18 protein-coding genes are annotated in these 19939 nt (G+C 63.1%); 5 read left to right on the plus strand and 13 right to left on the minus strand.

Annotated features, from left to right (window positions below; all coding sequences use genetic code 11):
• Positions 1 to 148 precede the first annotated feature (148 nt).
• On the plus strand, positions 149 to 1603 hold the full coding sequence (locus LPA36_RS03720) for a DEAD/DEAH box helicase (protein ID WP_228874785.1): 1455 nt from the start codon (positions 149 to 151) through the stop codon (positions 1601 to 1603).
• A gap of 137 nt (positions 1604 to 1740) precedes the next feature.
• On the opposite strand, the gene gluQRS is transcribed toward LPA36_RS03720, so the two are convergent.
• Both gluQRS and LPA36_RS03730 read right to left on the minus strand, forming a co-directional pair.
• Positions 1741 to 2715 (minus strand): tRNA glutamyl-Q(34) synthetase GluQRS, encoded by a 975-nt coding sequence (gene gluQRS / locus LPA36_RS03725; RefSeq protein WP_228874786.1) that lies wholly within the window; start codon positions 2713 to 2715, stop codon positions 1741 to 1743.
• Positions 2716 to 2723: 8 nt separating this feature from the next.
• Positions 2724 to 3587, minus strand: coding sequence for a sulfurtransferase (locus LPA36_RS03730; protein ID WP_228874787.1), 864 nt, complete (start codon positions 3585 to 3587; stop codon positions 2724 to 2726).
• A gap of 326 nt (positions 3588 to 3913) precedes the next feature.
• On the opposite strand from LPA36_RS03730, the gene dnaE reads away from it, so the two are divergent.
• Together dnaE and LPA36_RS03740 are read left to right on the plus strand one after the other, a co-directional pair.
• Positions 3914 to 7495, plus strand: coding sequence for a DNA polymerase III subunit alpha (gene dnaE, locus LPA36_RS03735; RefSeq protein WP_228874788.1), 3582 nt, complete (start codon positions 3914 to 3916; stop codon positions 7493 to 7495).
• A 59-nt stretch (positions 7496 to 7554) separates the two neighbouring features.
• Positions 7555 to 8631, plus strand: coding sequence for a glycosyltransferase family 4 protein (locus tag LPA36_RS03740; RefSeq protein ID WP_267478893.1), 1077 nt, complete (start codon positions 7555 to 7557; stop codon positions 8629 to 8631).
• A gap of 12 nt (positions 8632 to 8643) precedes the next feature.
• Here the strand turns inward: LPA36_RS03740 and LPA36_RS03745 are convergent, their stop codons facing one another.
• Together LPA36_RS03745 and LPA36_RS03750 are read right to left on the minus strand one after the other, a co-directional pair.
• Complete coding sequence (locus tag LPA36_RS03745; RefSeq protein WP_228874789.1) at positions 8644 to 9408, minus strand: glycosyltransferase family 2 protein; 765 nt, start codon at positions 9406 to 9408, stop codon at positions 8644 to 8646.
• 107 nt (positions 9409 to 9515) lie between these two features.
• On the minus strand, positions 9516 to 10511 hold the full coding sequence (locus LPA36_RS03750) for a glycosyltransferase family 2 protein (protein ID WP_228874790.1): 996 nt from the start codon (positions 10509 to 10511) through the stop codon (positions 9516 to 9518).
• Between the two features lie 249 nt (positions 10512 to 10760).
• Here LPA36_RS03750 and LPA36_RS03755 point away from each other — a divergent pair, with 249 nt between their 5' ends.
• Positions 10761 to 11942, plus strand: a complete 1182-nt coding sequence (locus LPA36_RS03755) for an O-antigen ligase family protein (protein WP_228874791.1) — start codon at positions 10761 to 10763, stop codon at positions 11940 to 11942.
• A gap of 72 nt (positions 11943 to 12014) precedes the next feature.
• Positions 12015 to 13799, plus strand: a complete 1785-nt coding sequence (msbA, locus tag LPA36_RS03760; RefSeq protein WP_228874792.1) for a lipid A export permease/ATP-binding protein MsbA — start codon at positions 12015 to 12017, stop codon at positions 13797 to 13799.
• A gap of 95 nt (positions 13800 to 13894) precedes the next feature.
• Here the strand turns inward: msbA and LPA36_RS03765 are convergent, their stop codons facing one another.
• The 9 genes from LPA36_RS03765 to LPA36_RS03805 all read right to left on the minus strand — a co-directional run bounded on the left by LPA36_RS03765 (position 13895) and on the right by LPA36_RS03805 (position 19905).
• Positions 13895 to 14209, minus strand: a complete 315-nt coding sequence (locus tag LPA36_RS03765) for a hypothetical protein (protein WP_228874793.1) — start codon at positions 14207 to 14209, stop codon at positions 13895 to 13897.
• Positions 14210 to 14278: 69 nt separating this feature from the next.
• The gene (locus LPA36_RS03770) at positions 14279 to 14449 is read right to left on the minus strand and encodes a hypothetical protein (protein WP_228874794.1); all 171 of its coding nucleotides are present in this window, start codon (positions 14447 to 14449) and stop codon (positions 14279 to 14281) included.
• A 99-nt stretch (positions 14450 to 14548) separates the two neighbouring features.
• Positions 14549 to 15112, minus strand: a complete 564-nt coding sequence (locus tag LPA36_RS03775) for an ester cyclase (RefSeq protein ID WP_228874795.1) — start codon at positions 15110 to 15112, stop codon at positions 14549 to 14551.
• A 181-nt stretch (positions 15113 to 15293) separates the two neighbouring features.
• Positions 15294 to 15572 carry a hypothetical protein gene (locus LPA36_RS03780; RefSeq protein ID WP_228874796.1) on the minus strand — a complete coding sequence of 93 codons (279 nt, stop codon included), beginning with the start codon at positions 15570 to 15572 and terminating at the stop codon, positions 15294 to 15296.
• 431 nt (positions 15573 to 16003) lie between these two features.
• Positions 16004 to 17473 carry a ribonuclease G gene (gene rng, locus LPA36_RS03785; protein WP_228874797.1) on the minus strand — a complete coding sequence of 490 codons (1470 nt, stop codon included), beginning with the start codon at positions 17471 to 17473 and terminating at the stop codon, positions 16004 to 16006.
• 9 nt (positions 17474 to 17482) lie between these two features.
• The gene (locus LPA36_RS03790) at positions 17483 to 18112 is read right to left on the minus strand and encodes a Maf family protein (protein WP_228874798.1); all 630 of its coding nucleotides are present in this window, start codon (positions 18110 to 18112) and stop codon (positions 17483 to 17485) included.
• 119 nt (positions 18113 to 18231) lie between these two features.
• Positions 18232 to 18702: a 23S rRNA (pseudouridine(1915)-N(3))-methyltransferase RlmH gene (gene rlmH / locus LPA36_RS03795; protein ID WP_228874799.1), complete on the minus strand. Its 471-nt coding sequence runs from the start codon at positions 18700 to 18702 to the stop codon at positions 18232 to 18234.
• A gap of 19 nt (positions 18703 to 18721) precedes the next feature.
• The gene (gene rsfS, locus LPA36_RS03800; protein ID WP_228874800.1) at positions 18722 to 19174 is read right to left on the minus strand and encodes a ribosome silencing factor; all 453 of its coding nucleotides are present in this window, start codon (positions 19172 to 19174) and stop codon (positions 18722 to 18724) included.
• A 2-nt stretch (positions 19175 to 19176) separates the two neighbouring features.
• Positions 19177 to 19905 (minus strand): nicotinate-nucleotide adenylyltransferase, encoded by a 729-nt coding sequence (locus LPA36_RS03805; protein ID WP_228874801.1) that lies wholly within the window; start codon positions 19903 to 19905, stop codon positions 19177 to 19179.
• Between the last annotated feature and the right edge of the window lie 34 nt (positions 19906 to 19939).

Here is a 19939-nt window from a genome sequence, read left to right on the forward strand (position 1 = left end):
GTTTCCGTCGGCCGGAGCCGGCCGCATTCTTTCTCCTGTTTCTTCGGGTCCCGTGCGGCATGCCGTGGCTCCGCCTTCATCCTGATGCCCTCTGCGGCCTTGCCCGCTGCCACGCTTAGCCGCAGGCGCATTTTTAGCGAAAGCCACCATGTCCGACACAGACGTCACGCCCAGTACCGATACACCGACCTTCGACCAGTTCGGCCTTCACGCCGATATCCTGAAGGCCATCACGGACTCGGGCTACACGACGCCGACGCCGATTCAGGCGCAAGCCATTCCAGTTGTGCTCGCTGGCCGCGACGTGATGGGCGCCGCGCAGACCGGAACCGGCAAGACTGCGAGCTTTTCGCTGCCGATCATCCAGCGTCTGTTGCCGCAAGCCAGCACGAGCGCCTCGCCCGCGCGCCATCCGGTACGCGCGCTGATTCTCACACCGACGCGCGAACTCGCCGACCAGGTCGCCGCGAACGTGCAGGCGTATGCGAAGCACACGTCGCTGCGTAGCGCAGTCGTGTTCGGCGGCGTCGACATGAACCCCCAGTCAGCCGAATTGCGGCGCGGCGTGGAAATCCTGATCGCGACGCCGGGACGCCTGCTCGACCACGTCCAGCAGAAGACTGCGAATCTCGGCCAGGTCCAGATGCTTGTGCTCGACGAAGCCGACCGCATGCTCGACATGGGCTTCCTGCCCGACCTGCAACGCATCCTGAACCTGCTGCCGAAAGAGCGCCAGACGCTGCTGTTCTCGGCCACGTTCTCCGGCGAAATCAAGAAGCTGGCTGCAACGTATCTGCGCAATCCGCAGACGATCGAAGTCGCGCGCAGCAATTCGACGGCGACGAACGTCACGCAGGTTGTCTATGAAGTAGCGGAAGGCGACAAGACCGGCGCGGTGGTGAAACTGATTCGCGATCGCGGCCTGAAGCAGGTGATCGTGTTCTGTAACAGCAAGATCGGCGCGAGCCGTCTTGCGCGCTCGCTCGAACGCGACGGCGTGGTGGCGACCGCCATTCACGGCGACCGCACGCAGAACGAGCGGATGCAGGCACTCGACGCGTTCAAGCGCGGCGAAATCGAAGCGCTGGTGGCCACCGACGTGGCCGCGCGCGGTCTCGACATCGTGGAACTGCCGGCCGTGATCAACTTCGACCTGCCGTGGAACCCGGAAGATTACGTGCACCGTATCGGCCGTACCGGCCGCGCGGGGGCCTCGGGCGACGCGCTTTCGCTGTGCAGCCCGAACGAGCGCAAACAGCTGGCCGACATCGAGAAGCTGATCAAGCGTCCGCTCGAGGTGCAGCATCTGCACGTCGACGTGCCTGTGCGTCATCATCACGAAGAGCGGGGCGGGCGGCGCGAGCGCGACGAACGTCCGGCGCGTCGCCGCACGGCCGGTGCTGGCGGCACGTTCGAGCGTCCGCATCACCATCGCCACGCGGCGCCGCCCGTCGACGATTTCTTCCTGAAGCCCTACGAGCCGTCGCCTTCGACGAAAAAGCAGGATGATGCCGCTGTCGCGCCGCAAAAGCCGGCTTCGCGGCAACCGCTTGCTGCACTGCTCGGCGGTCTCGGCATGCCGCGCAAGACGACATCGACGTGATGTTACCGGCCCGATAACGGATTGTTGATCATCGGGCCGATGCTGTGCGTTTGTGTTGCGGGGTGTGGTGCAGGTGGAGTGCGCGCTGCGCCTTTGTCTGGACTTCGCGCTGTGGTGCTTTTGATGGTGATGCGCTATCAGGGCAATTCGTGCGTTCCGCCCGTTTCGCGAACTTCGCCCGTTCCGGGTTGCGCAAGGCGCTCGGACCACGCCCTCGTGGCGTTTTGATAGAACGTATCCAGCGATCCGCCTGGCGTACGACTTCCCAGCTTCAGACCTAGATGCGCCGCCGCCGCGAGCAGTGCGGCGAGCGGATTGTCGGCGTCCAGTGGGGTTGCGCCGGTCTGCTTGCTCAGTTTCTCGCCCAGTTCATTCGTGACGACCGGCACGTGCAGATACACCGGCGTGGGCACGCCCATGCAACGCTGCAGGAAGATCTGACGCGCGGTCGAATCGAGCAGGTCCGCACCCCGCACGATGTGCGTGATGCCCGCGTCTGCATCGTCTGCGACGACCGCCAGTTGATATGCCCACTGGCCGTCCGCCCGTTTCAGCACGAAATCGCCGACTTCCGTTGCCAGGTTCTGCGTTTGCGGACCTTGCCAGACGTCGTTGAACGTGATGATGGCCGCGTCGCCGTCCGGTACTCTCAGACGCCACGCGCGGGCAGGCTTGCCGCGCAGACCACTGCGACACGTGCCGGGATACGCGAGCGTTGTATTCCGCGCGTGCGCATGGGCCAGCGAATCCGCGATTTCCCTGCGCGTGCAGCCACACGGATAAACGAAGCCGTCATGTTCGAGCTGGTCCAGCGCCTGCTGGTAGCGCCCGGCGCGCTGGCTTTGCCATGCCGGAGGTTCGTCCGGATGCATGCCGAAGCGGGCGAGTGTGGCGAGGATGTCCTCCGCTGCGCCTGGGACGGTGCGCGGCGCATCCACGTCCTCGATTCTGATGAGCCACGCGCCTCCATGGGCGCGCGCATCGAGCCAGCTGGCGAGCGCGCTGACGAGCGAGCCGAAATGCAGCGGACCCGTTGGCGAGGGCGCGAAGCGCCCCCGATACGCCGGGCGTTGCGCGCCGTTGGTGGTCGCAGGCACTTCAAGCGCTGTCATATGGCTGGTTACGCCGCCTGTGCGCGATTCCTTTCGGGATGGCATTCGGGGCAGGTTTTGCCAGGCGTGTACAGCGGGGACTTTTGCGCCTCGGGGCTGACGACCGCGCGGCAGCCGAAGCACTGCGCTGTGGCAGTAGGCTCAAGCTGCGGATTGAGTGCAGTGCGGTAATCGAAAACGAAGCACTCGCCGTGATAGTGTGCGCCGCCGACTTCCTCGAAATACTTCAGGATGCCGCCTTCGAGTTGATAGACGTTCTCGATCCCGACTTCCTTCATGTGAATCGCGGCTTTTTCGCAGCGAATTCCGCCGGTGCAGAACGATACGACCGTTTTGCCTTCGAGGTCGGCGCGGTTCTGTTCGATGACTTCCGGGAATTCGCTGAACTTCGTGATGCGGTAGTCGAGCGCATTGTCGAACGTGCCGACGTCGACTTCGAATGCGTTGCGGGTGTCGAGCATCACGACAGGGCGGCCCGCGTCGTCATGGCCGCGGTCGAGCCAGGCCTTGAGCGTGGGTGCGTCGACGAACGGCGCACGGCCGAGTTCCGGACGGATGGCCGGTTTCTTCATCGTGATGATTTCGCGCTTGAGCTTGACCAGCATGCGGCGAAACGGCTGCTTTTCCGAAACACTTTCCTTGAACTGCAGACCCTCGAACCGCCCTTCGAACAACGGATCGTGGCGAATGTAGGCGATGAAGTCGCGCGCGGCTTCCGGCGTGCCGGCCACGAACAGGTTGATACCTTCCGGCGCGAGCAGGATCGTTCCGCGCAGGCCGAGCGCGTTGCAGCGGTCAGTGACGAGAGGGCGCCACGCGACGATGTCGTCGAGCGTCGCGAATTGATAGGCAGCGAGATTAACGATACTCATGATGGTCCAGCAGTAATGGGTGGCCGCCGGCGCTGAAGGTGCGACTCACAACGTAAATCGTGCGATACGGCGCGATACGGTGCGGCGGGGCCACGGCAGGAAGCCTAGAACCCGTATTATCCCTCATCCTGCGAATACGCCGGCAAGCTGGCCGAATGGCCAATGATCGAGCGCAAGTTGCCGGACCCGCGCCGCGCGAGCCGGACGCCGCCGGCTTCACCTCTGGCCGTGACCGCCGACGTGACGTGGCGCGCGCCGTCGTCGCCCCTGGCCGGATGGCTAACGGCCCGGTTTTCGGCTCAAATGTTCGGGAGGGTGGAGTTACAATGTGGCCCATGTCAGATCCCCGCTTTGTCCATCTCCGCGTCCACTCCGAATTCTCGATTGCCGACGGCATCGTGCGCCTTGACGACATCGTCAAGGCCGCTGCCAAAGACGGTCAGGGCGCGCTCGCACTCACCGACCTCGGCAACGCGTTCGGTCTCGTTCGTTTCTACAAGGAAGCACGCGGCAAAGGGGTCAAACCCATTGCCGGTTGCGACGTCTGGATCACGAATCCCGACGACCGCGACAAGCCTTCGCGTCTCGTGCTTCTCGTCAGGAACCGGCGCGGCTATCTGAATCTTTGCGAACTGCTTTCGAAGGCGTCGCTTACGAACCAGTATCGCGGGCGTGCCGAAGTGGACGTCAGCTGGCTTGAAGCAGGTCTCGGCGAAGGGTTGCTTGCACTCTCGGGCGCGCAGCAGGGCGACATCGGTCTTGCGCTTGCCGCAGGCAATGAAGAAGCCGCGAAGCGCAACGCGCAACGCTGGGCGAAGCTGTTTCCGGGTGGTTTCTACATCGAACTGCAACGCTGCGGCCAGCCGGGCGGCGAAGCGTATGTGCAGCAGGCCGTCGCGATTGCTGCGGCGCTGAAGCTGCCGGTTGTCGCCACGCATCCGTTGCAGTTCATGACGCCGGACGACTTCACGGCGCACGAGGCGCGCGTCTGTATCTCGGAAGGCGACATGCTCGCCAATCCGCGCCGTCAGAAGCGCTTTACGACTGACCAGTACTTCCGTACGCAGGAGGAGATGACCGCGCTCTTCGCGGATATTCCGTCGGCGCTTGCGAATACCGTCGAAATCGCGAAGCGCTGCAACCTGACGCTCGAGCTCGGCAAGCCAAAGCTGCCCCTGTTTCCGACACCCGATGGCATGTCGCTTGACGACTATCTCGTCCAGCTGTCCAAAGATGGCCTGGAGAAGCGCCTGGAGCAGTTGTATCCGAACGTCGCCGAACGCGAAGCGCAGCGTGATACGTATTTCCAGCGCCTCGAATTCGAGTGCGGCACGATCATCAAGATGGGCTTTCCTGGCTACTTCCTGATCGTTGCCGACTTCATCAACTGGGCGAAAAACAATGGCGTGCCGGTCGGCCCGGGCCGGGGTTCGGGCGCGGGGTCGCTGGTCGCTTACGCGCTGGGCGTCACCGATCTCGACCCGCTGCGCTACAACCTGCTGTTCGAACGTTTCCTGAATCCGGAACGGGTATCGATGCCTGACTTCGATATCGACTTCTGCCAGGAAGGGCGAGACCGCGTCATTCAGTACGTGAAGCAGAAGTACGGCGCCGATGCAGTCTCGCAGATCGCCACGTTCGGCACGATGGCCGCGAAGGCCGCGGTGCGCGATATCGGACGTGTGCTCGATCTCGGCTATATGTTCACCGACGGCATCGCCAAGCTGATTCCGTTCAAGCCGGGCAAGCACGTCACGATCGCCGACGCGATGAAGGAAGAGCCGCTGCTGCAGGAGCGCTTCGACAATGAAGACGAAGTGCACCAGCTGCTCGAGCTCGCGCAACGCGTGGAAGGCCTGACGCGCAACGTCGGCATGCACGCGGGCGGCGTGCTGATCGCGCCTGGCAAGCTGACCGATTTCTGTCCGCTGTACACGCAGGGCGACGACAGCGGCGTCGTGAGCCAGTACGACAAGGACGACGTTGAAGCCGTCGGCCTCGTGAAGTTCGACTTTCTGGGTCTCACCACACTGACAATTCTCGACTGGGCCGAGCGCTACATCCGGCGTCTCGACCCTTCGAAGCAGGACTGGTCGCTCGCGCAGGTGCCGCTCGACGACCCTGCGTCGTTCTCGATCCTGAAGAAGGCGAATACGGTCGCGGTGTTCCAGCTCGAAAGCCGCGGCATGCAAGGCATGCTGAAGGATGCGCAGCCTGACCGCTTCGAAGACATCATCGCGCTCGTGGCGCTGTACCGTCCGGGCCCGATGGACCTGATCCCGAGCTTCTGCGCGCGCAAGCACGGGCGCGAAGTCGTCGAGTATCCGGACCCGCGCGTCGAACCTGTTCTGAAAGAGACCTACGGCATCATGGTCTATCAGGAGCAGGTGATGCAGATGGCGCAGATCATCGGCGGCTATTCGCTGGGTGGCGCCGACCTGTTGCGTCGCGCGATGGGCAAGAAGAAGGCCGAGGAAATGGCCGAGCACCGCGCGTTGTTCCGCGAAGGTGCGGCGAAAAATGGCCTTACAGGCGAAAAGGCCGACGAGATCTTCGACTTGATGGAGAAGTTCGCGGGCTACGGCTTCAACAAGTCACACGCGGCTGCCTATGCGTTGCTCGCGTACTACACGGCGTGGCTCAAGGCGCACCATCCGGCTGAATTCATGGCGGCGAATATGTCGCTCGCCATGGACGACACCGACAAGGTCAAGATCCTGTTCGAAGACTGCATCTCGAACGGCATGAAGGTTTTGCCGCCGGACATCAACCAGTCGGCGTATCGCTTCGAGCCGGTTGCGGAAACCGACGGCAAGCGCTCGAAAACGATCCGCTATGGTCTTGGCGCGATCAAGGGCAGCGGTCAGAACGCGATTGAAGAAATCCTTCGTGCGCGCGAAGACGGCCCGTTTATCGATATCTTCGATTTCTGCAACCGTATTGACCGTCGCGTGGTGAACCGCCGCACGGTCGAAGCGCTGATTCGCGCGGGTGCGTTCGATCTGCTGCATGACAGCCGCGCGCAGCTGATCGCGTCGGTGTCGCTCGCCATGGAGGCGGCCGATCAGGCCAGCGCCAACGCGATGCAGGCTGGCCTGTTCGACATGGGTGACGAGCCTTCGCAAGGGCATGAGCTCGTCGATGAACCGGCATGGGCGGAAAAGAAAAAGCTGCAGGAAGAGAAGGCGGCGCTTGGCTTTTATCTGTCAGGCCACCTGTTCGATGCGTACAAGGGGGAAGTGCGCCGCTTCGTGCGTCAGAAGATTGGCGAGCTGAAGGAAGGGCGCGACAAGCTGGTGGCGGGCGTGATCGCGTCGCTGCGCACACAGATGACCCAGCGCGGCAAGATGCTGATCGCGCTGCTGGATGACGGTACGGGCCAGTGCGAAGTCACGGTGTTCAACGAAACGTTCGAGGCGCACAAGCAGCTCTTCAGGGAAGACGAGCTGCTGGTGGTGCTAGGTCAGGCACGCAACGATGCGTTCACGGGCGGGATCCGCTTCACCGTCGATACCGTGATGGATCTGGAGCGCGCGCGTAGCCGGTATGCGCAGGCAGTGAAGCTCGAAATGAACGGGAATGCGGATGCGATCGCGCTGCGTCGCGTGCTGGAAGCGCATTGCGCAGGCCCCGAAGAAGCTGCGAAGGCCGCGCCGGCGCCGGCGGTCACGCGTGGCGGCGGTGGTGGCGGTCGCGGGGGCAACGGAGGTGGTGGTTATGGTGGCGGCGACCGCCAGCGTACGCCCGTCCACATCCCCAACGGTCTCGCCGTGCAGGTCGTCTACCGCAGCGAGCACGCGGAAGGCGAAGTGCGTCTGGGCGACGCCTGGCGCGTCAAGCCCACCGACGAACTCATCGCGGCGTTGCGCGGCGAGTTCGCGGGTAGTTCGATTGAGATTGTGTATTGATGGCGACGGGTACGACGGCCGTCGAACGGCATGTCCGCGGGCAGGATGTCCGTGATGCAGTGCCTGGCAAGATTGGGCTCTCATGCAATGCGTTTCGTCACAGCGGCGGCCTCGAGCGGTATGCGATGGATCTCGTGCGCGGACTGAGCGCCGAAGGCATCGAGCCAGTCGTTTTCGCCCGCCGGTTCGACCGCTCGCTGCCTGAATTCCGGCTGGTCGATCCACATCGCATCGCCGTGAACTGGCTTCCGGGCAAACTTCGCGACCACTACTTCTCGTGGAATCTGCGCCGCGCAAGACGGGCGGAGAATGTCGATGTGCTGGTTGGCTGCAATCGCGTGGATTCGTCGGAAATCGCGATCTGCGGCGGCACGCATCGCGGATATCTGCGTGCATCCGGGCGTCGACTTAAGCGTTCGGATCGTGCGCAGATCGACCTCGAACAGCGGCAATACGATGAGGCACGATTCATCATGGCGCATTCACGGCTGATGCGCGATGAACTCATCGAGCTCTACGGCGTGGCCGACGAGAAAATCCGTCTGCTGTATCCGCCGGTGGACACGCAACGCTTTACGCCAGTCGATCAGGCCACCCGCGCCGACCTGCGCCGGCAGTTTGGCTTTGCCGATGACGAAGTGGTACTGCTGTTTCCGTCAAGCAGTCACGAGCGAAAAGGACTGCCGTTGATCGAAGCGGCATTGCGCGAGACAACCTTGCCTGTCGTTGTCGCCGTCGCCGGGCGCGCACCGGAGCGCACATCGTCGCGTGTCCGGTTTATCGGCTACGCGAAGAACATCGAGGACTGGTATCGAGCAGCCGACTACTCGATTCTCGCGTCGAATTACGAGCCATTCGGCCTTGTCGGCGTCGAATCGGTACTGTGCGGAACGCCGATCATCCTGTCGTCGAACGTCGGGTGCAGTGAGGTGTTGTCGGGCGAAGCGAGCATCGTGTTCGCGCCGGGTGACGTCGAAGGTCTGCGGCAGGCGCTAGCCCAGGCCGTTGACAGCGCCGCCAGCGCGGATCGCATGCCGCCGGGGCCGGTGTCGATCAGCTACGACCCGGGCGTTGCGCCGCACGTCAATGCGTTGCTCGATCTCGTCGTTCAGGTTCGGGCGACGCAGTCGCGCTGAAGCCCCGCAATTTCACGCGACGTCGCGTTGGCGATTCAGTGCATCGAGTTTCAGGAACCGGTAGTAGACGGTCTCTGCGTTGAAGACCGCGATCATGAAGCCCGCGCGGCCGTCCAGAAAGCCGCGTCGCAGCAGGTAAGTCCGTAGGAAAGCCCACGCGCCGCGCGCGAGAGCCTTGCCGAAGCTGGCGCGCTGACCCGCCGCGTGGCGTTGCCGGGCACCTGCGTCCGAATAGGCATCGAGCTTTCGCAGTACCGTTCCAAAATCCTCGTAAGAGTAGTGGAGCAGTTTGCCTTCCAGTCGCGAGGCTGCCGTCTCGAACACCAGTCGCTCGTGCACGAGGTCGTCGGAGAAGCGCGCGGCGCCGCGCCGGAAAAGTCGCGGAATCCAGTCCGGGTACCAGCCGCTGTGATGAACCCATTGTCCACAGAAACTCGACAGCCGGTCGACGACGTAGACATCGACTAAAGGCGAGCGGACCGCGGCGAGAATTGACGTGCCGAGTTCCGGCGACACGATCTCGTCGGCATCGATGGACAGAATCCAGTCAGTCGAAAGCGCGGCTACTGCGCGATTCTTTTGCGGCCCGAAGCCTGGCCAGTCGGCCGCGACAATCACGCGCGCGCGGTGGGCACGGGCAATGGATACCGTGTCATCCGTGCTGCCGCTATCCACGACGACGATGTCATCGGCAAACGACAGCGCTTCGAGGCATTGCGCGAGCCGTGCCGCCGCATTGTGCGTGATCAGGGCAACGCCAAGTGTGTTTTCCGCCATGGAGTCGGTGGACGATCGTCAGTTAGCCGGGTGGAGGAGAGCGCCGACGCGAGTATAGCGGGCGTGTCGAACGCAGCGGCCATTGTCGCGGCCGGCACCTGCGACCACTAGCGGCGCAGGTGCCATTTCACGAAGAAAAACGGCTTGTAGAGCGAAGGGCAGGTTGCGTACACGAACATGCGCAAACGGAACCCGAGCGACACGTCATGGCTTTTCAGCACGAGCGCGAGTCGCGTGAGAAGCGATGACGTATCGAAGACGCCGCTTGTATACCGCTCGCGCGCGGACTTGCGCGCGAGTAGCGCGCGCATGGCGTCGCCGGAGCCGGCAAGTTCGGCGTCGTGGATCAGCTGGCGTGTTTCGCCGACCCCGTTGCGGTTCGCAAGCTTGATACGGACCACGTATGCGTCGGGCGACTTCCACTTGCGTTTGCGCGAGAGGCCGCCGCGGCGATACTGGACGAGCGGTTTGCGCAGCGTCAGGGCGCCGCCGGACACGATTGCGCGAAACGTCATGATCTGGTCTTCGCCATAGATACCCGGTTCCATACCGCCGAATACGTCGAAGAGGCGTCGTGACCATGTGTGCGCCGCGCCGACAACGTGCGGGCGACGGCTCGCCCAGTCGTCGAAAGTGTTGTAAGGGCCGAGATCGGTCACTTCGAGCACGTCGTGAACCCGGCCTTCGGCGTCGAGGTCGCAGAGGTCTGTGGCGATCAGGTCGGGCCGGCGGCCATGGGCAATCCACAGATCGACCACGGCCTGGCACCGTTCGGGCAGCGAGATGTCGTCGCCGGCGGCAACGAACAGCAACTCGCCCGTCGCGGCCCCGGCCAGCAGACTCAGGTGCGCGCTGATCCCGAGATTCGACGGATTGCGCCGCAGATGCACCGTGTGAGGGCCCGAATAGGCGTCGACGCAGCGCCGGGCCACGTCGAAGGTATGGTCGGTCGAGGCGTCGTCGGAAATGATGATTTCCAGCGGGGAGTACGTCTGGCTGAGCGCGCCGTCAATCGCCGCGGCGATCGTCGATTCCTGGTTGTATGCAATCAGCAGCAGGCTGGCGCGCGGGGCGGGAAGTCCATCAGGTACGGCTTTGACCATTGTAAAAATCTGAAAACTGGACGTTTGCGGAGGATAGCACTTCCACTCCGGCCCTCAGTTCAAACTCGGGGAGCCCTGGGGGCGGGGACGCTATAATGCACCGACTTTTCTCAATAAAGACCCCGTTTTCTATGGCCCTTTCGTTGCGCTATGACAGCTAGCAGAATTATTACCCCTGTCGCCGCTGTGCTGTTGATTCTTGCGCCTGCAACAATCCTGACTTATCGGGGCGGAACTTCATTTTGTTTTGTGCTGCTTGTGCTGGTCGGCATCGGCAAACTCGTCGCGATGCGCGGCGAGCGGGCGTACCTCGACCCCGTGCGGCAGTACCCGCTCTACGCGTGGAGTATGGCGGCGTTCGCGATCGTGCTCCCCTTGCAGCAGATCGTTGAGCATTACTATCTTCCGCAGCAGTTTGACGCGATGTCCCGCCTCGTCCTGAGCCTGCCGGTCTTCCTGTTGCTATGCACGGTATCGACGAGAAGACTCGTCCTGATCGGCTGGGGATGTGCCGCCGGTGCGCTGGGCGCGGGCGGCTGGGCGATTATCAGCGGCATCCACCAGACGTGGAGCGATACACATCGCCTCGGCAACGACTATACGAACCCGATTCCATTCGGGAACACGGCGCTGCTGCTGGGATTTCTCGCGTTACTGTCGATCCGCTGGGACACCTCGTATCGCCGGACGGCGATCGTCGTCAAGACCGTCGCGCTGCTGGCAGGATGTTACGCGTCGTATCTGTCGGGCACACGCGGCGGGTGGCTCGCGTTGCCGCTGCTGGCGTGGCTGTGCGCTGCGAATTTCGGCTGGACCCGTCACCGCATGCGCGTACTCGCGGTCTGCAGCGTGCTCGTCGTGTGCGCCACGGCGCTGGTGTCGACGCACGTCGTGCGGCAGCGGCTGACCGATACATCGACCGATTTTGCCAGGCTCGAAAAGGGCGACGCGGATTCGTCGATCGGGCAGCGCCTGCAGCTGTGGCGCGCGTCGACGGAACTCTTCGCACAGAATCCGGTATTCGGCGTCGGCAAGGGCCATTTCAAGCGCTCGTTGCAGTCGCTGGCCGACGCGGGACAGGCGTCGCAGGTGATCGTGAACGACCGGGCCCACAGCGAGTTTTTCTCGACCATCGCGGAACTGGGCGCAATCGGCGTGGTGTGCCTTCTTCTCGTGTATTTCGGGCCGATGCTGTATTTTCTGAGGAACTGCAAATCGACCGACAGCACGGTCTCGACCGCCGCCTACTGCGGCCTCGCGACGACGGGCTCGGTCATCATTTTCGGCCTCAGCATCGACGTCTTTTCGCTGGTGATGAACGTGTCGCTGGTTGCATTGCTGTGGGCGACCATGCTGGCCATCATCTATCGCGGCACGCGCGTCGAGGCTGTGCCGGCGCCGCAGCCGGCGGAGATCGTCGCTGGCCGGTAACCGCGTAAAACGCACCGGTGCGGTCACGATCTGGCCCCGCTCGCGGGCTTACAGGTAACAGAAGGGAATTTCTTGGAAACGCAGAACACACTACGGAAAACGGTGGGCGGCACGGAGCGGACCTCGTCGGCTGCGGTCTTGAGGCGTCTGTGGCCGTTTATCAAGCCGTTGATCGGGGCCGTGGTGCTTGCGGTCGCGACGATGGGCATTGTCGCGGCGACCGAAGCCGGTATTCCGGCGCTGCTGAAGCCGCTGCTCGACCACGGGTTCGGCGAGCACGGCAGCAATAGCGCGAAGTGGTTTGTTCCGGTTGCCGTTATCGGCCTCGCGCTCGTGCGTGGTCTTGCGCAATACGCGTCGGGCTATCTGCTTGCCTACGTATCGAATCGCATCCTGCTGCAACTTCGGCTGGAGATGTTCGAACGCATGATTCACACGAGCGCTTCGTTTTTCCAGCGGGAAACTGCGAGCACGGTGATCAACGCAATCGTGTTCGAGGTCAACCAGATCCTTAACGTGCTGATGGGGGTCATGGTTACGCTGGTGCGAGACTCGCTGACGGTGATCTTCCTGCTGGGTTACCTGTTCTATCTGAACTGGCGCCTCACGCTGATCGTCGCGGTGATCCTGCCCGGCATTGGCTGGCTCGTCAGCAAGATCAACCGTCGCCTGCGGCGCCTCAACCGCGAGCATCAGACGCTGACGAACGAACTGTCGTACATCGTCGAAGAGACGGTCGGCGGCTACAAGGTCGTCAAGGTGCATAACGGCGAAAAGTACGAAATCGACCGCTTCACGGCGATGAGCAAGCGCCTGAAGGGCTACGCGATGCGCATGTCGATTTCCGGTGGCCTCGCGCAGCCGCTCACGCAGTTCCTCGCATCGATCGCACTCGCGATTGTGATCACGATCGCGGTGGTCCAGTCGGCGAGCGACCAGACGACGGTGGGCGGTTTCGTTGCGTTCGTCACCTCGATGTTGCTGGTTATTTCGCCGCTCAAGCATCTGATCGACGTCAATCAGCCGCTGCAGCGAGGCATGACCGCGGCCGAACTGATCTTTGGCCTGATCGACGAGCCCGCCGAGCCGCAGGGCGGCGAGCGCAGCCTCTGCAACGCGCGTGGCGACATTGAGTTCCGCGAGGTGTCGTTCACCTACGGCGAAGTCGATCGTCCGACGCTCGCCAGTATCTCGTTCAAGGTGCAGCCAGGCGAAATGGTTGCGCTCGCCGGTCCCTCCGGCAGCGGCAAGACGACGCTTGTGAATCTGCTGCCGCGCTTCTTCGATCCAACGGGCGGCGCCATTCTGGTCGACGGCGTTCCGATTCCGGAATATGACCTGCACGACCTGCGCAGCCAGATGGCGATGGTGAGTCAGGACGTCGTCCTGTTCAACGATACGATCGCCGCGAATGTGGCCTACGGTCACGAGCCGGATCGCGCGCGCGTCGAGGCGGCGTTGCGTGCGGCGAACCTGATGGATGCGGTGTCGGCCATGCCGGCCGGACTGGATACGCTCGTGGGCGGGAATGGTATGCGGCTGTCGGGCGGCCAGCGGCAGCGCCTTGCGATCGCGCGCGCGATCTACAAGGACGCGCCGATCCTGATTCTCGACGAAGCAACTTCAGCGCTCGATTCGGAATCGGAGCGTCACGTGCAGGCCGCGCTGGAGACGTTGATGAAGGGACGCACGACTCTCGTCATCGCTCACCGCCTCTCGACGATCGAACGCGCCGACCGCATTCTGGTACTCGAAGCCGGACAGATTGCGGAGCAGGGCAGCCACGAGGAGCTACTCAGGAAGGGCGGTCTTTACGCGCATCTGCATCGCATCCAGTATCAGCAGCAGACAGCCTGAGCGGCGCGCTCAGGTGAAATCCTGGCGTCGGGCCCGTGGCCCTGCCGCGTGACCCGGCCGCAATCTGCCGCGTCGGGTGAGCGCGAAGTGTGCCGTCAAACCCCACCCGTCACCAGCGGCAACACCGACAGATCCGGATGCGTGCCATCGATGATACTGCGTCCGACATGAACCGCTTCGTATAGCGCATCTTCGCCGGTCGCGAACGCTTCTTCCCCGTCCGCGTGAAACTGCACTGCGTGCCCCGGAATTGCCGGATCGGCGCCCGGATGGCACACGTAGCCGACATAGGTAAATGGTCCAGGCGCCCGGCGCGGTTCGCTTTCTTCCAGGTCTTTCGCAAACGGGGCCGCGTGAATCTCGAAGCCTTCGTACTCGACAACCTGCCAGGGCGCGTGTTCGTCGGACATGTTCGTCTCCATTAGGCGGTTTTCGCGGCGTGATGCGACGCGATGCGTTGCAGGTGTTGCCGTACCGCGTCAATGCCGGTGACGCATGCGATCCCAGAGGCGGTGCCCGTCGAGCCGCCCGCGTGCGTGATGCAGTTCGCCGAGCCCGCGATGATCGCGCCGGTAGCGCGACGCCCCCAGCAAGACGGCGACGATCACCGCCGCCAGCCCGACCACGATGCTGACCATCGATTCAGCCATGGCAGCCTCCGTCCAGATCGACCTCATACCAGGAATTCTAGGTGATCCGCAGGGAAACGACCGCCGCCTTGACCACCCCGAGTCGTGTCGTGCGATGCATTACGGCTTGATCACGCCCAGCTGCTTCAACAGGGTCAGGTTGTCTTCGAGGTGCCAGTTTTCGACGATCTGGCCGTCCTTAACGCGATACAGATCGAACGCCTGGAAATCGACGGTCTGGCCTTCGCCCTTGATGTTCTGGAACTGACCTGTGAAATGTCCGCGAAAGTGCAGGTGCACTGACGCGCGATCGCCTGCCACGACGAGATCGTCGATTTCGGCGGTCAGGTCCGGCACAGCGGTGCGAAATCCCTTCGATGCGGCAAGCGGGCCGCCGGGGCCTTGCGGACGGCCTTCTGGCAGCGTGCGATCGATGAACGCCGGCGACAGCGCCTGTTTCGCATACGTTTCGTCGCCGGTATTCCAGAACGCAGCGTAGCGACGGGCGGCGAGCACGACTGGCGCCGTCTGCGTCGTTGAACCACCGACTGACAGGTGGTGCGGATGCGGGAGCACGTCGTCCGCGGCATGCGCAGTGTGCGGGAGCCTGGACGAAAGCGCGGTTGCTGCGGCAAAGGCAGCAAGGAAAGCGACGCGGGAAAGTTTCGACGATTGACTGGACATGACTGCTCCGTTGAAGATGCGTTGTGTAAGACGTCCAACGCATTTTCAGGCAGTCTGTCCCGTTTGATAATTGGGGCTCAGATTGAAGGATTATCTATAAATAATTGAAGATGGCGGTGCCTGCCGTTATGCCAGACGGCTCAACGACAACCTGCATCGCGCTGTCAGGACAGCGTGCGGGCTACGGACTGACGAGTTCGCCCGGAATCTCGCTATGCGAGGTCGACTCGGCCGCCGCTGCACGCTGTGGAATCCCGGCGCGCACAAACTCTTCGAGTTGCAGCAGCAGGCTGTCAATCGAACAGAGCTGGGATTTGGAAAGATGATCGGTATCGAGCAGCCGGTAAAGGCGCTGTCGCCAGTAGGTGGGGGGCAGAATCGGCCCGCCCAGGTCTCCATGTAACGATGGCCGCATCACGCGCGTGATGTGCGCGATGTCCTGGTCGATCAAGGTCATCATGTTGCCCCCGTGACGCTTTGGATTATTGGTCGGTGACCTGTTGTGCTTTTACGTCTGACGATTAATGTAGAACGAATTTCGCGTTCTGCCAACCATCTCAATAAAAAAACGGTGCACGATCGGCAATAGCGTCGGTGCGCGAGACAACGCTTAGGGTGAACCCCATGCCTGCGCCGGGCGGCTCTGCCTGCGCGTTTCCTGCAAGACGGGCTATCGCCAGTGCAAACAGGAGATTCGTGCCTCATCTGGTCGATTTGCCGGAATCGCCACGCGCGAACGCGTGCGGCAGAAGGCACGATGGCAAACGGACGTCGGCGGGCGCTGCAGTTGAATCCGCTTTGACGGTGAGCTTGATCGCAGGCAAACCAGCAAACCACACGTGTTCAGCGAGCCAAAGCCGTGCGTGAGTACACGCGGCCCATTTGTGGCGTCTACATCAACACGATGTCGTACTGTTCCTGGCTCAGGTTCGACTCCACCTGCAACGACACCGGCTTGCCGATGAAGTCGATCAGCATCGCCAGATGTTGCGATTCCTCTTCGAGGAAGAGATCGATCACCTGCTGCGAAGCCACCACCCGGAACTCGCGCGGATTGAACTGACGCGATTCGCGCAGGATCTCGCGCAGCACGTCATAACAGACCGTGCGCGGCGTCTTCACCTGACCCTTGCCGAGGCACACCGGGCACGGCTCGCACAGCACGTGTGCGAGCGATTCGCGCGTGCGCTTGCGCGTCATCTCCACGAGGCCGAGCTGCGAAAAGCCGTTCACTGTCACGCGCGTGCGATCGCGCGAAAGCGCCTTCTTCAGTTCGCCGAGCACCTGGTCGCGATGCTCGAGATTTTCCATATCGATGAAGTCGATGATGATCACGCCGCCCAGGTTGCGCAGACGCAGTTGCCGCGCGATCGTGTGCGCCGCTTCGAGGTTCGTCTTGAAGATCGTATCGTCGAAATTGCGCGCGCCGACGTAGCCGCCGGTATTCACGTCGATGGTGGTCATCGCTTCGGTCTGGTCGATCACCAGATAGCCGCCCGATTTCAGATCGACGCGCCGCGACAATGCACGCTGGATTTCCGTCTCGATGTTGTACAGGTCGAAGAGCGGCCGTTCACCCGTGTAGTGATGCAGCTTCGACGAAACAGCCGGCGTGAATTCCGCCGCGAACTCGGCGAGCATCTGGAACGTTTCGCGCGAGTCGACCTGGATACGCGAGCTCTCGTCGTTGACGAAATCGCGCAACACGCGCTGCGCGAGATTCAGGTCCTGATACAGCAGGCTGGTGGGCGGCATGCGCTGACCCTGCGAGACGATCGTCGTCCACGTCTTGCGCAGATAGGCGACGTCGGCGGCGAGTTCTTCGCTGGTCGCATCTTCGGCGATGGTGCGCACGATGTAGCCGCCTTTCTCGTCGACCGGCAGCACAGCCGTGAGCCGCGCACGGATCGCTTCGCGCTCGGCTTCGCTTTCGATCTTCTGCGAGATGCCGATATGCGGCTCCTGCGGCAGATAGACGAGCGTGCGGCCCGCGATGCTGACCTGCGTCGAGAGGCGCGCGCCCTTGGTGCCGATCGGATCTTTCACGACCTGCACCATCAGCGACTGACCTTCGAACACGATCTTTTCGATCGGCTGATGCGGCGCCTGATGTTGCGGTTCGCCGGCGATGCGCGGATGCCAGATATCAGCCACATGAAGGAACGCCGCGCGTTCGAGCCCGATATCGATGAAGGCCGATTGCATGCCTGGCAGCACGCGGACAACCTTGCCGAGATACACATTGCCGACGCGGCCACGCGAGAGCGTGCGCTCGACATGAAGCTCCTGCACAGCGCCTTGCTGGACGAGCGCGACGCGCGTTTCCTGGGGCGTGACGTTGATCAGGATTTCTTCATTCATGGTCTTGTTCTAGAAGTCGATGCGCGCTGCGCGCAGGAGGGCAGCGGTTTCAAAAAGCGGCAAACCCATGATACCTGAATAGGACCCGTCGATATGCTCGATAAACTCCGCTGCACGGCCCTGCACGCCATAAGCGCCAGCCTTCCCAAGCGGCTCGCCCGTGGCGACGTAGCGCCGCAGCGCATCGGACGTGACGGCCGCGAACCGCACGCGTGAAGTCGACAGCACGGCGGGCAGCAGCGTGCCGTCCGCCGTCACCGCGGCGACGGCCGTCAGCACTTCGTGATCGCGTCCGGCAAGACGCGTGAGCATCGCAACCGCATCGTCGGCGCCGGCGGGTTTGCCGAGGATTGCACCGTCGATGGTGACGGTTGTGTCCGCAACCAGAATCGGCGCATTCGCATGGCCGCCCGCGACGAGCCGCGCGCGCGCCGCCTCGGCCTTCGCGACGCATACACGCATCACGTAATGATGCGCGCGCTCGCCGGGCAGCTCGGCTTCGAGCGCTTCGGCGTCTTCATCGGGGCGGGGCAGCAGCAGTTCAAAGCGCACGCCGAGTTGCTGAAGCAACTCCTGGCGGCGCGGACTTTGCGAAGCGAGATAAACGAACGGAAAAGACGCAGCGGGCGACGAAGTCATGAACGGATCTCGTGAAAACAAATCGCTGTTAGCGCGCGCAACTGGCCGGAGCCTCTCCGGAGCAAAGCGGGATCGTCACACTGTGGGATCGGGAGCGGCGGCTGTGTGCCGCCCGGCGCTCACGCGCGGTGATAGGGATGATTCTGCGTGATGGTCCACGCACGGTAAAGCTGTTCGGCGAGCAGCACGCGAACCATCGCATGCGGCAGCGTGAGGCTCGACACGCGCAGCAGCATGTCTGCACGGGCCTTCAGATCGGGATCGAGCCCGTCCGCGCCGCCGATCAGAAATGCGACGTCGCGCCCATCCTGCTGCCAGCCGGGCAGGGCGTCCGCCAGCTGCACGGTGGTCCAGTCGCGGCCGCGTTCGTCGAGCGCGACGATGCGTGCGTTCTTCGGCAACGCGGCTTCGATCTTCACACGCTCGGCAGCCATCACGCTCCCGGCCGGACGGCCAGACGAGCGCTGCTCCGGCTTGATCTCGCGTAACTCGATGCGCAGCTCGGGCGGCATGCGCTTCGTGTACTCGTCAAAGCCGGTCGCGATCCAGTCGGGCATCTTGTGACCGACGGCGAGGATATGCAGCTTCACGGCAGCTTCCCGCCAGCGTTCAGCGACGACGTGCCGGCGCCTTGCGTGCAGGCTTTGCCGCCGGCGCTTCGTCTTCTTCCTCGTCGTCGAGCGGCTCGCTGGCGCTCGCGCCGCCGAACGGATTCGGCGTCGACAGCTTGATGCGCACCGGCTTGTCGCCCCAGATTTCCTCGAGGTTGTAGTACTGGCGCAGCGCCGGTTGCAGGATGTGCACGACTGCGTCGCCGCAATCGACCAGCACCCATTCGCCGATGTCCTCGCCTTCGGTGCTGATCACGTCGCCGCCATTTTCCTTGACCTTCTCACGCACGCTGGACGCGAGCGATTTGGTCTGCCGGTTCGACGTACCGCTCGCGACAATCACGCGGTCGAACAGCGAGGTCAGATGGGTGGTGTTGAACACCTTGATGTCTTGCGCTTTCACGTCTTCGAGGGCGTCGACGATCACGCGTTGCAGTTTGCGAATATCCATGTTTACCGATGGTACAGATGATGTTGAAGAATATAGTCCCACACGGCTTCAGGGACATGGCTCACGACGATGTCCTGGGTGTTGCCGCCCGCGTGGTGCTGGAGCCGCTCGCGCAGATGCGAGCGGATGTCGGTGGCCGAAACGTCGAACGCAAGCGTCGTATCGATCAGCAGATGGCCGCAGGGGGAGCCCTGCAAAACTTCCGCGCTGGCCGTGCGCGCGGCGATCTCGTCGGCCACCACTGGCGGGATCGTCGTCAATTCAAAACCGGGCCGTGTCGCCGCGCAGATATGCGCGTAGTCGAAGAGCCGTCTCCAGTCGCGCCATGTGTCGAGGTGCACGAGCTGGTCGGCGCCAAGCAGCAGCGACAGCGAGACGTTCGCGCCTTCACGCTCGCGCCAGCGTTGCAGCGTGTCGACCGTGTAGGTCGGGCCGGCGTGGTCGATCTCGTCGGTCGCGACGCGCACCTTCACGCCCGGCAGCACGAGCGAGTCAGCCGCCGCGCGCGTCATCGCCAGCCGGTGCTTCGCCGCCGACACGCCTGCTTTCTGCCACGGCTGGCCGGCGGGCAGCAGCACGAGTTCGGTCAGACGCAGCACGTCGGCGAAACGCCGCGCGAGCGCAAGGTGGCCGTCGTGGATCGGGTCGAAGGTGCCGCCAAGCAGTCCAATCCGGCGGGGCAGCGCGACAGGATGAGCGTTCGGATTCAGGTGCGGGTCCTTTCGTGACACTGCGTTCGGGCTGGATGGCGGGCGTTGGCCCGCA

Origin of the sequence: Paraburkholderia saeva (assembly GCF_907164555.1) — a bacterium.
Taxonomy (GTDB): Bacteria; Pseudomonadota; Gammaproteobacteria; order Burkholderiales; family Burkholderiaceae; genus Paraburkholderia; species Paraburkholderia saeva.

Bases quoted from the DNA above. Each gene is read 5' to 3' on its own strand.
- LPA36_RS03770 (WP_228874794.1), bottom strand. From the start codon at position 14,449: ATGGCTGAATCGATGGTCAGCATCGTGGTCGGGCTGGCGGCGGTGATC.
- LPA36_RS03790 (WP_228874798.1), bottom strand. From the start codon at position 18,112: ATGACTTCGTCGCCCGCTGCGTCTTTTCCGTTCGTTTATCTCGCTTCG.
- rng (WP_228874797.1), bottom strand. From the start codon at position 17,473: ATGAATGAAGAAATCCTGATCAACGTCACGCCCCAGGAAACGCGCGTC.
- LPA36_RS03745 (WP_228874789.1), bottom strand. From the start codon at position 9,408: ATGGCGGAAAACACACTTGGCGTTGCCCTGATCACGCACAATGCGGCG.
- LPA36_RS03780 (WP_228874796.1), bottom strand. From the start codon at position 15,572: ATGATGACCTTGATCGACCAGGACATCGCGCACATCACGCGCGTGATG.
- dnaE (WP_228874788.1), top strand. From the start codon at position 3,914: ATGTGGCCCATGTCAGATCCCCGCTTTGTCCATCTCCGCGTCCACTCC.
- LPA36_RS03750 (WP_228874790.1), bottom strand. From the start codon at position 10,511: ATGGTCAAAGCCGTACCTGATGGACTTCCCGCCCCGCGCGCCAGCCTG.
- gluQRS (WP_228874786.1), bottom strand. From the start codon at position 2,715: ATGACAGCGCTTGAAGTGCCTGCGACCACCAACGGCGCGCAACGCCCG.
- rsfS (WP_228874800.1), bottom strand. From the start codon at position 19,174: ATGGATATTCGCAAACTGCAACGCGTGATCGTCGACGCCCTCGAAGAC.
- LPA36_RS03720 (WP_228874785.1), top strand. From the start codon at position 149: ATGTCCGACACAGACGTCACGCCCAGTACCGATACACCGACCTTCGAC.
- LPA36_RS03730 (WP_228874787.1), bottom strand. From the start codon at position 3,587: ATGAGTATCGTTAATCTCGCTGCCTATCAATTCGCGACGCTCGACGAC.
- LPA36_RS03775 (WP_228874795.1), bottom strand. From the start codon at position 15,112: ATGTCCAGTCAATCGTCGAAACTTTCCCGCGTCGCTTTCCTTGCTGCC.
- LPA36_RS03765 (WP_228874793.1), bottom strand. From the start codon at position 14,209: ATGTCCGACGAACACGCGCCCTGGCAGGTTGTCGAGTACGAAGGCTTC.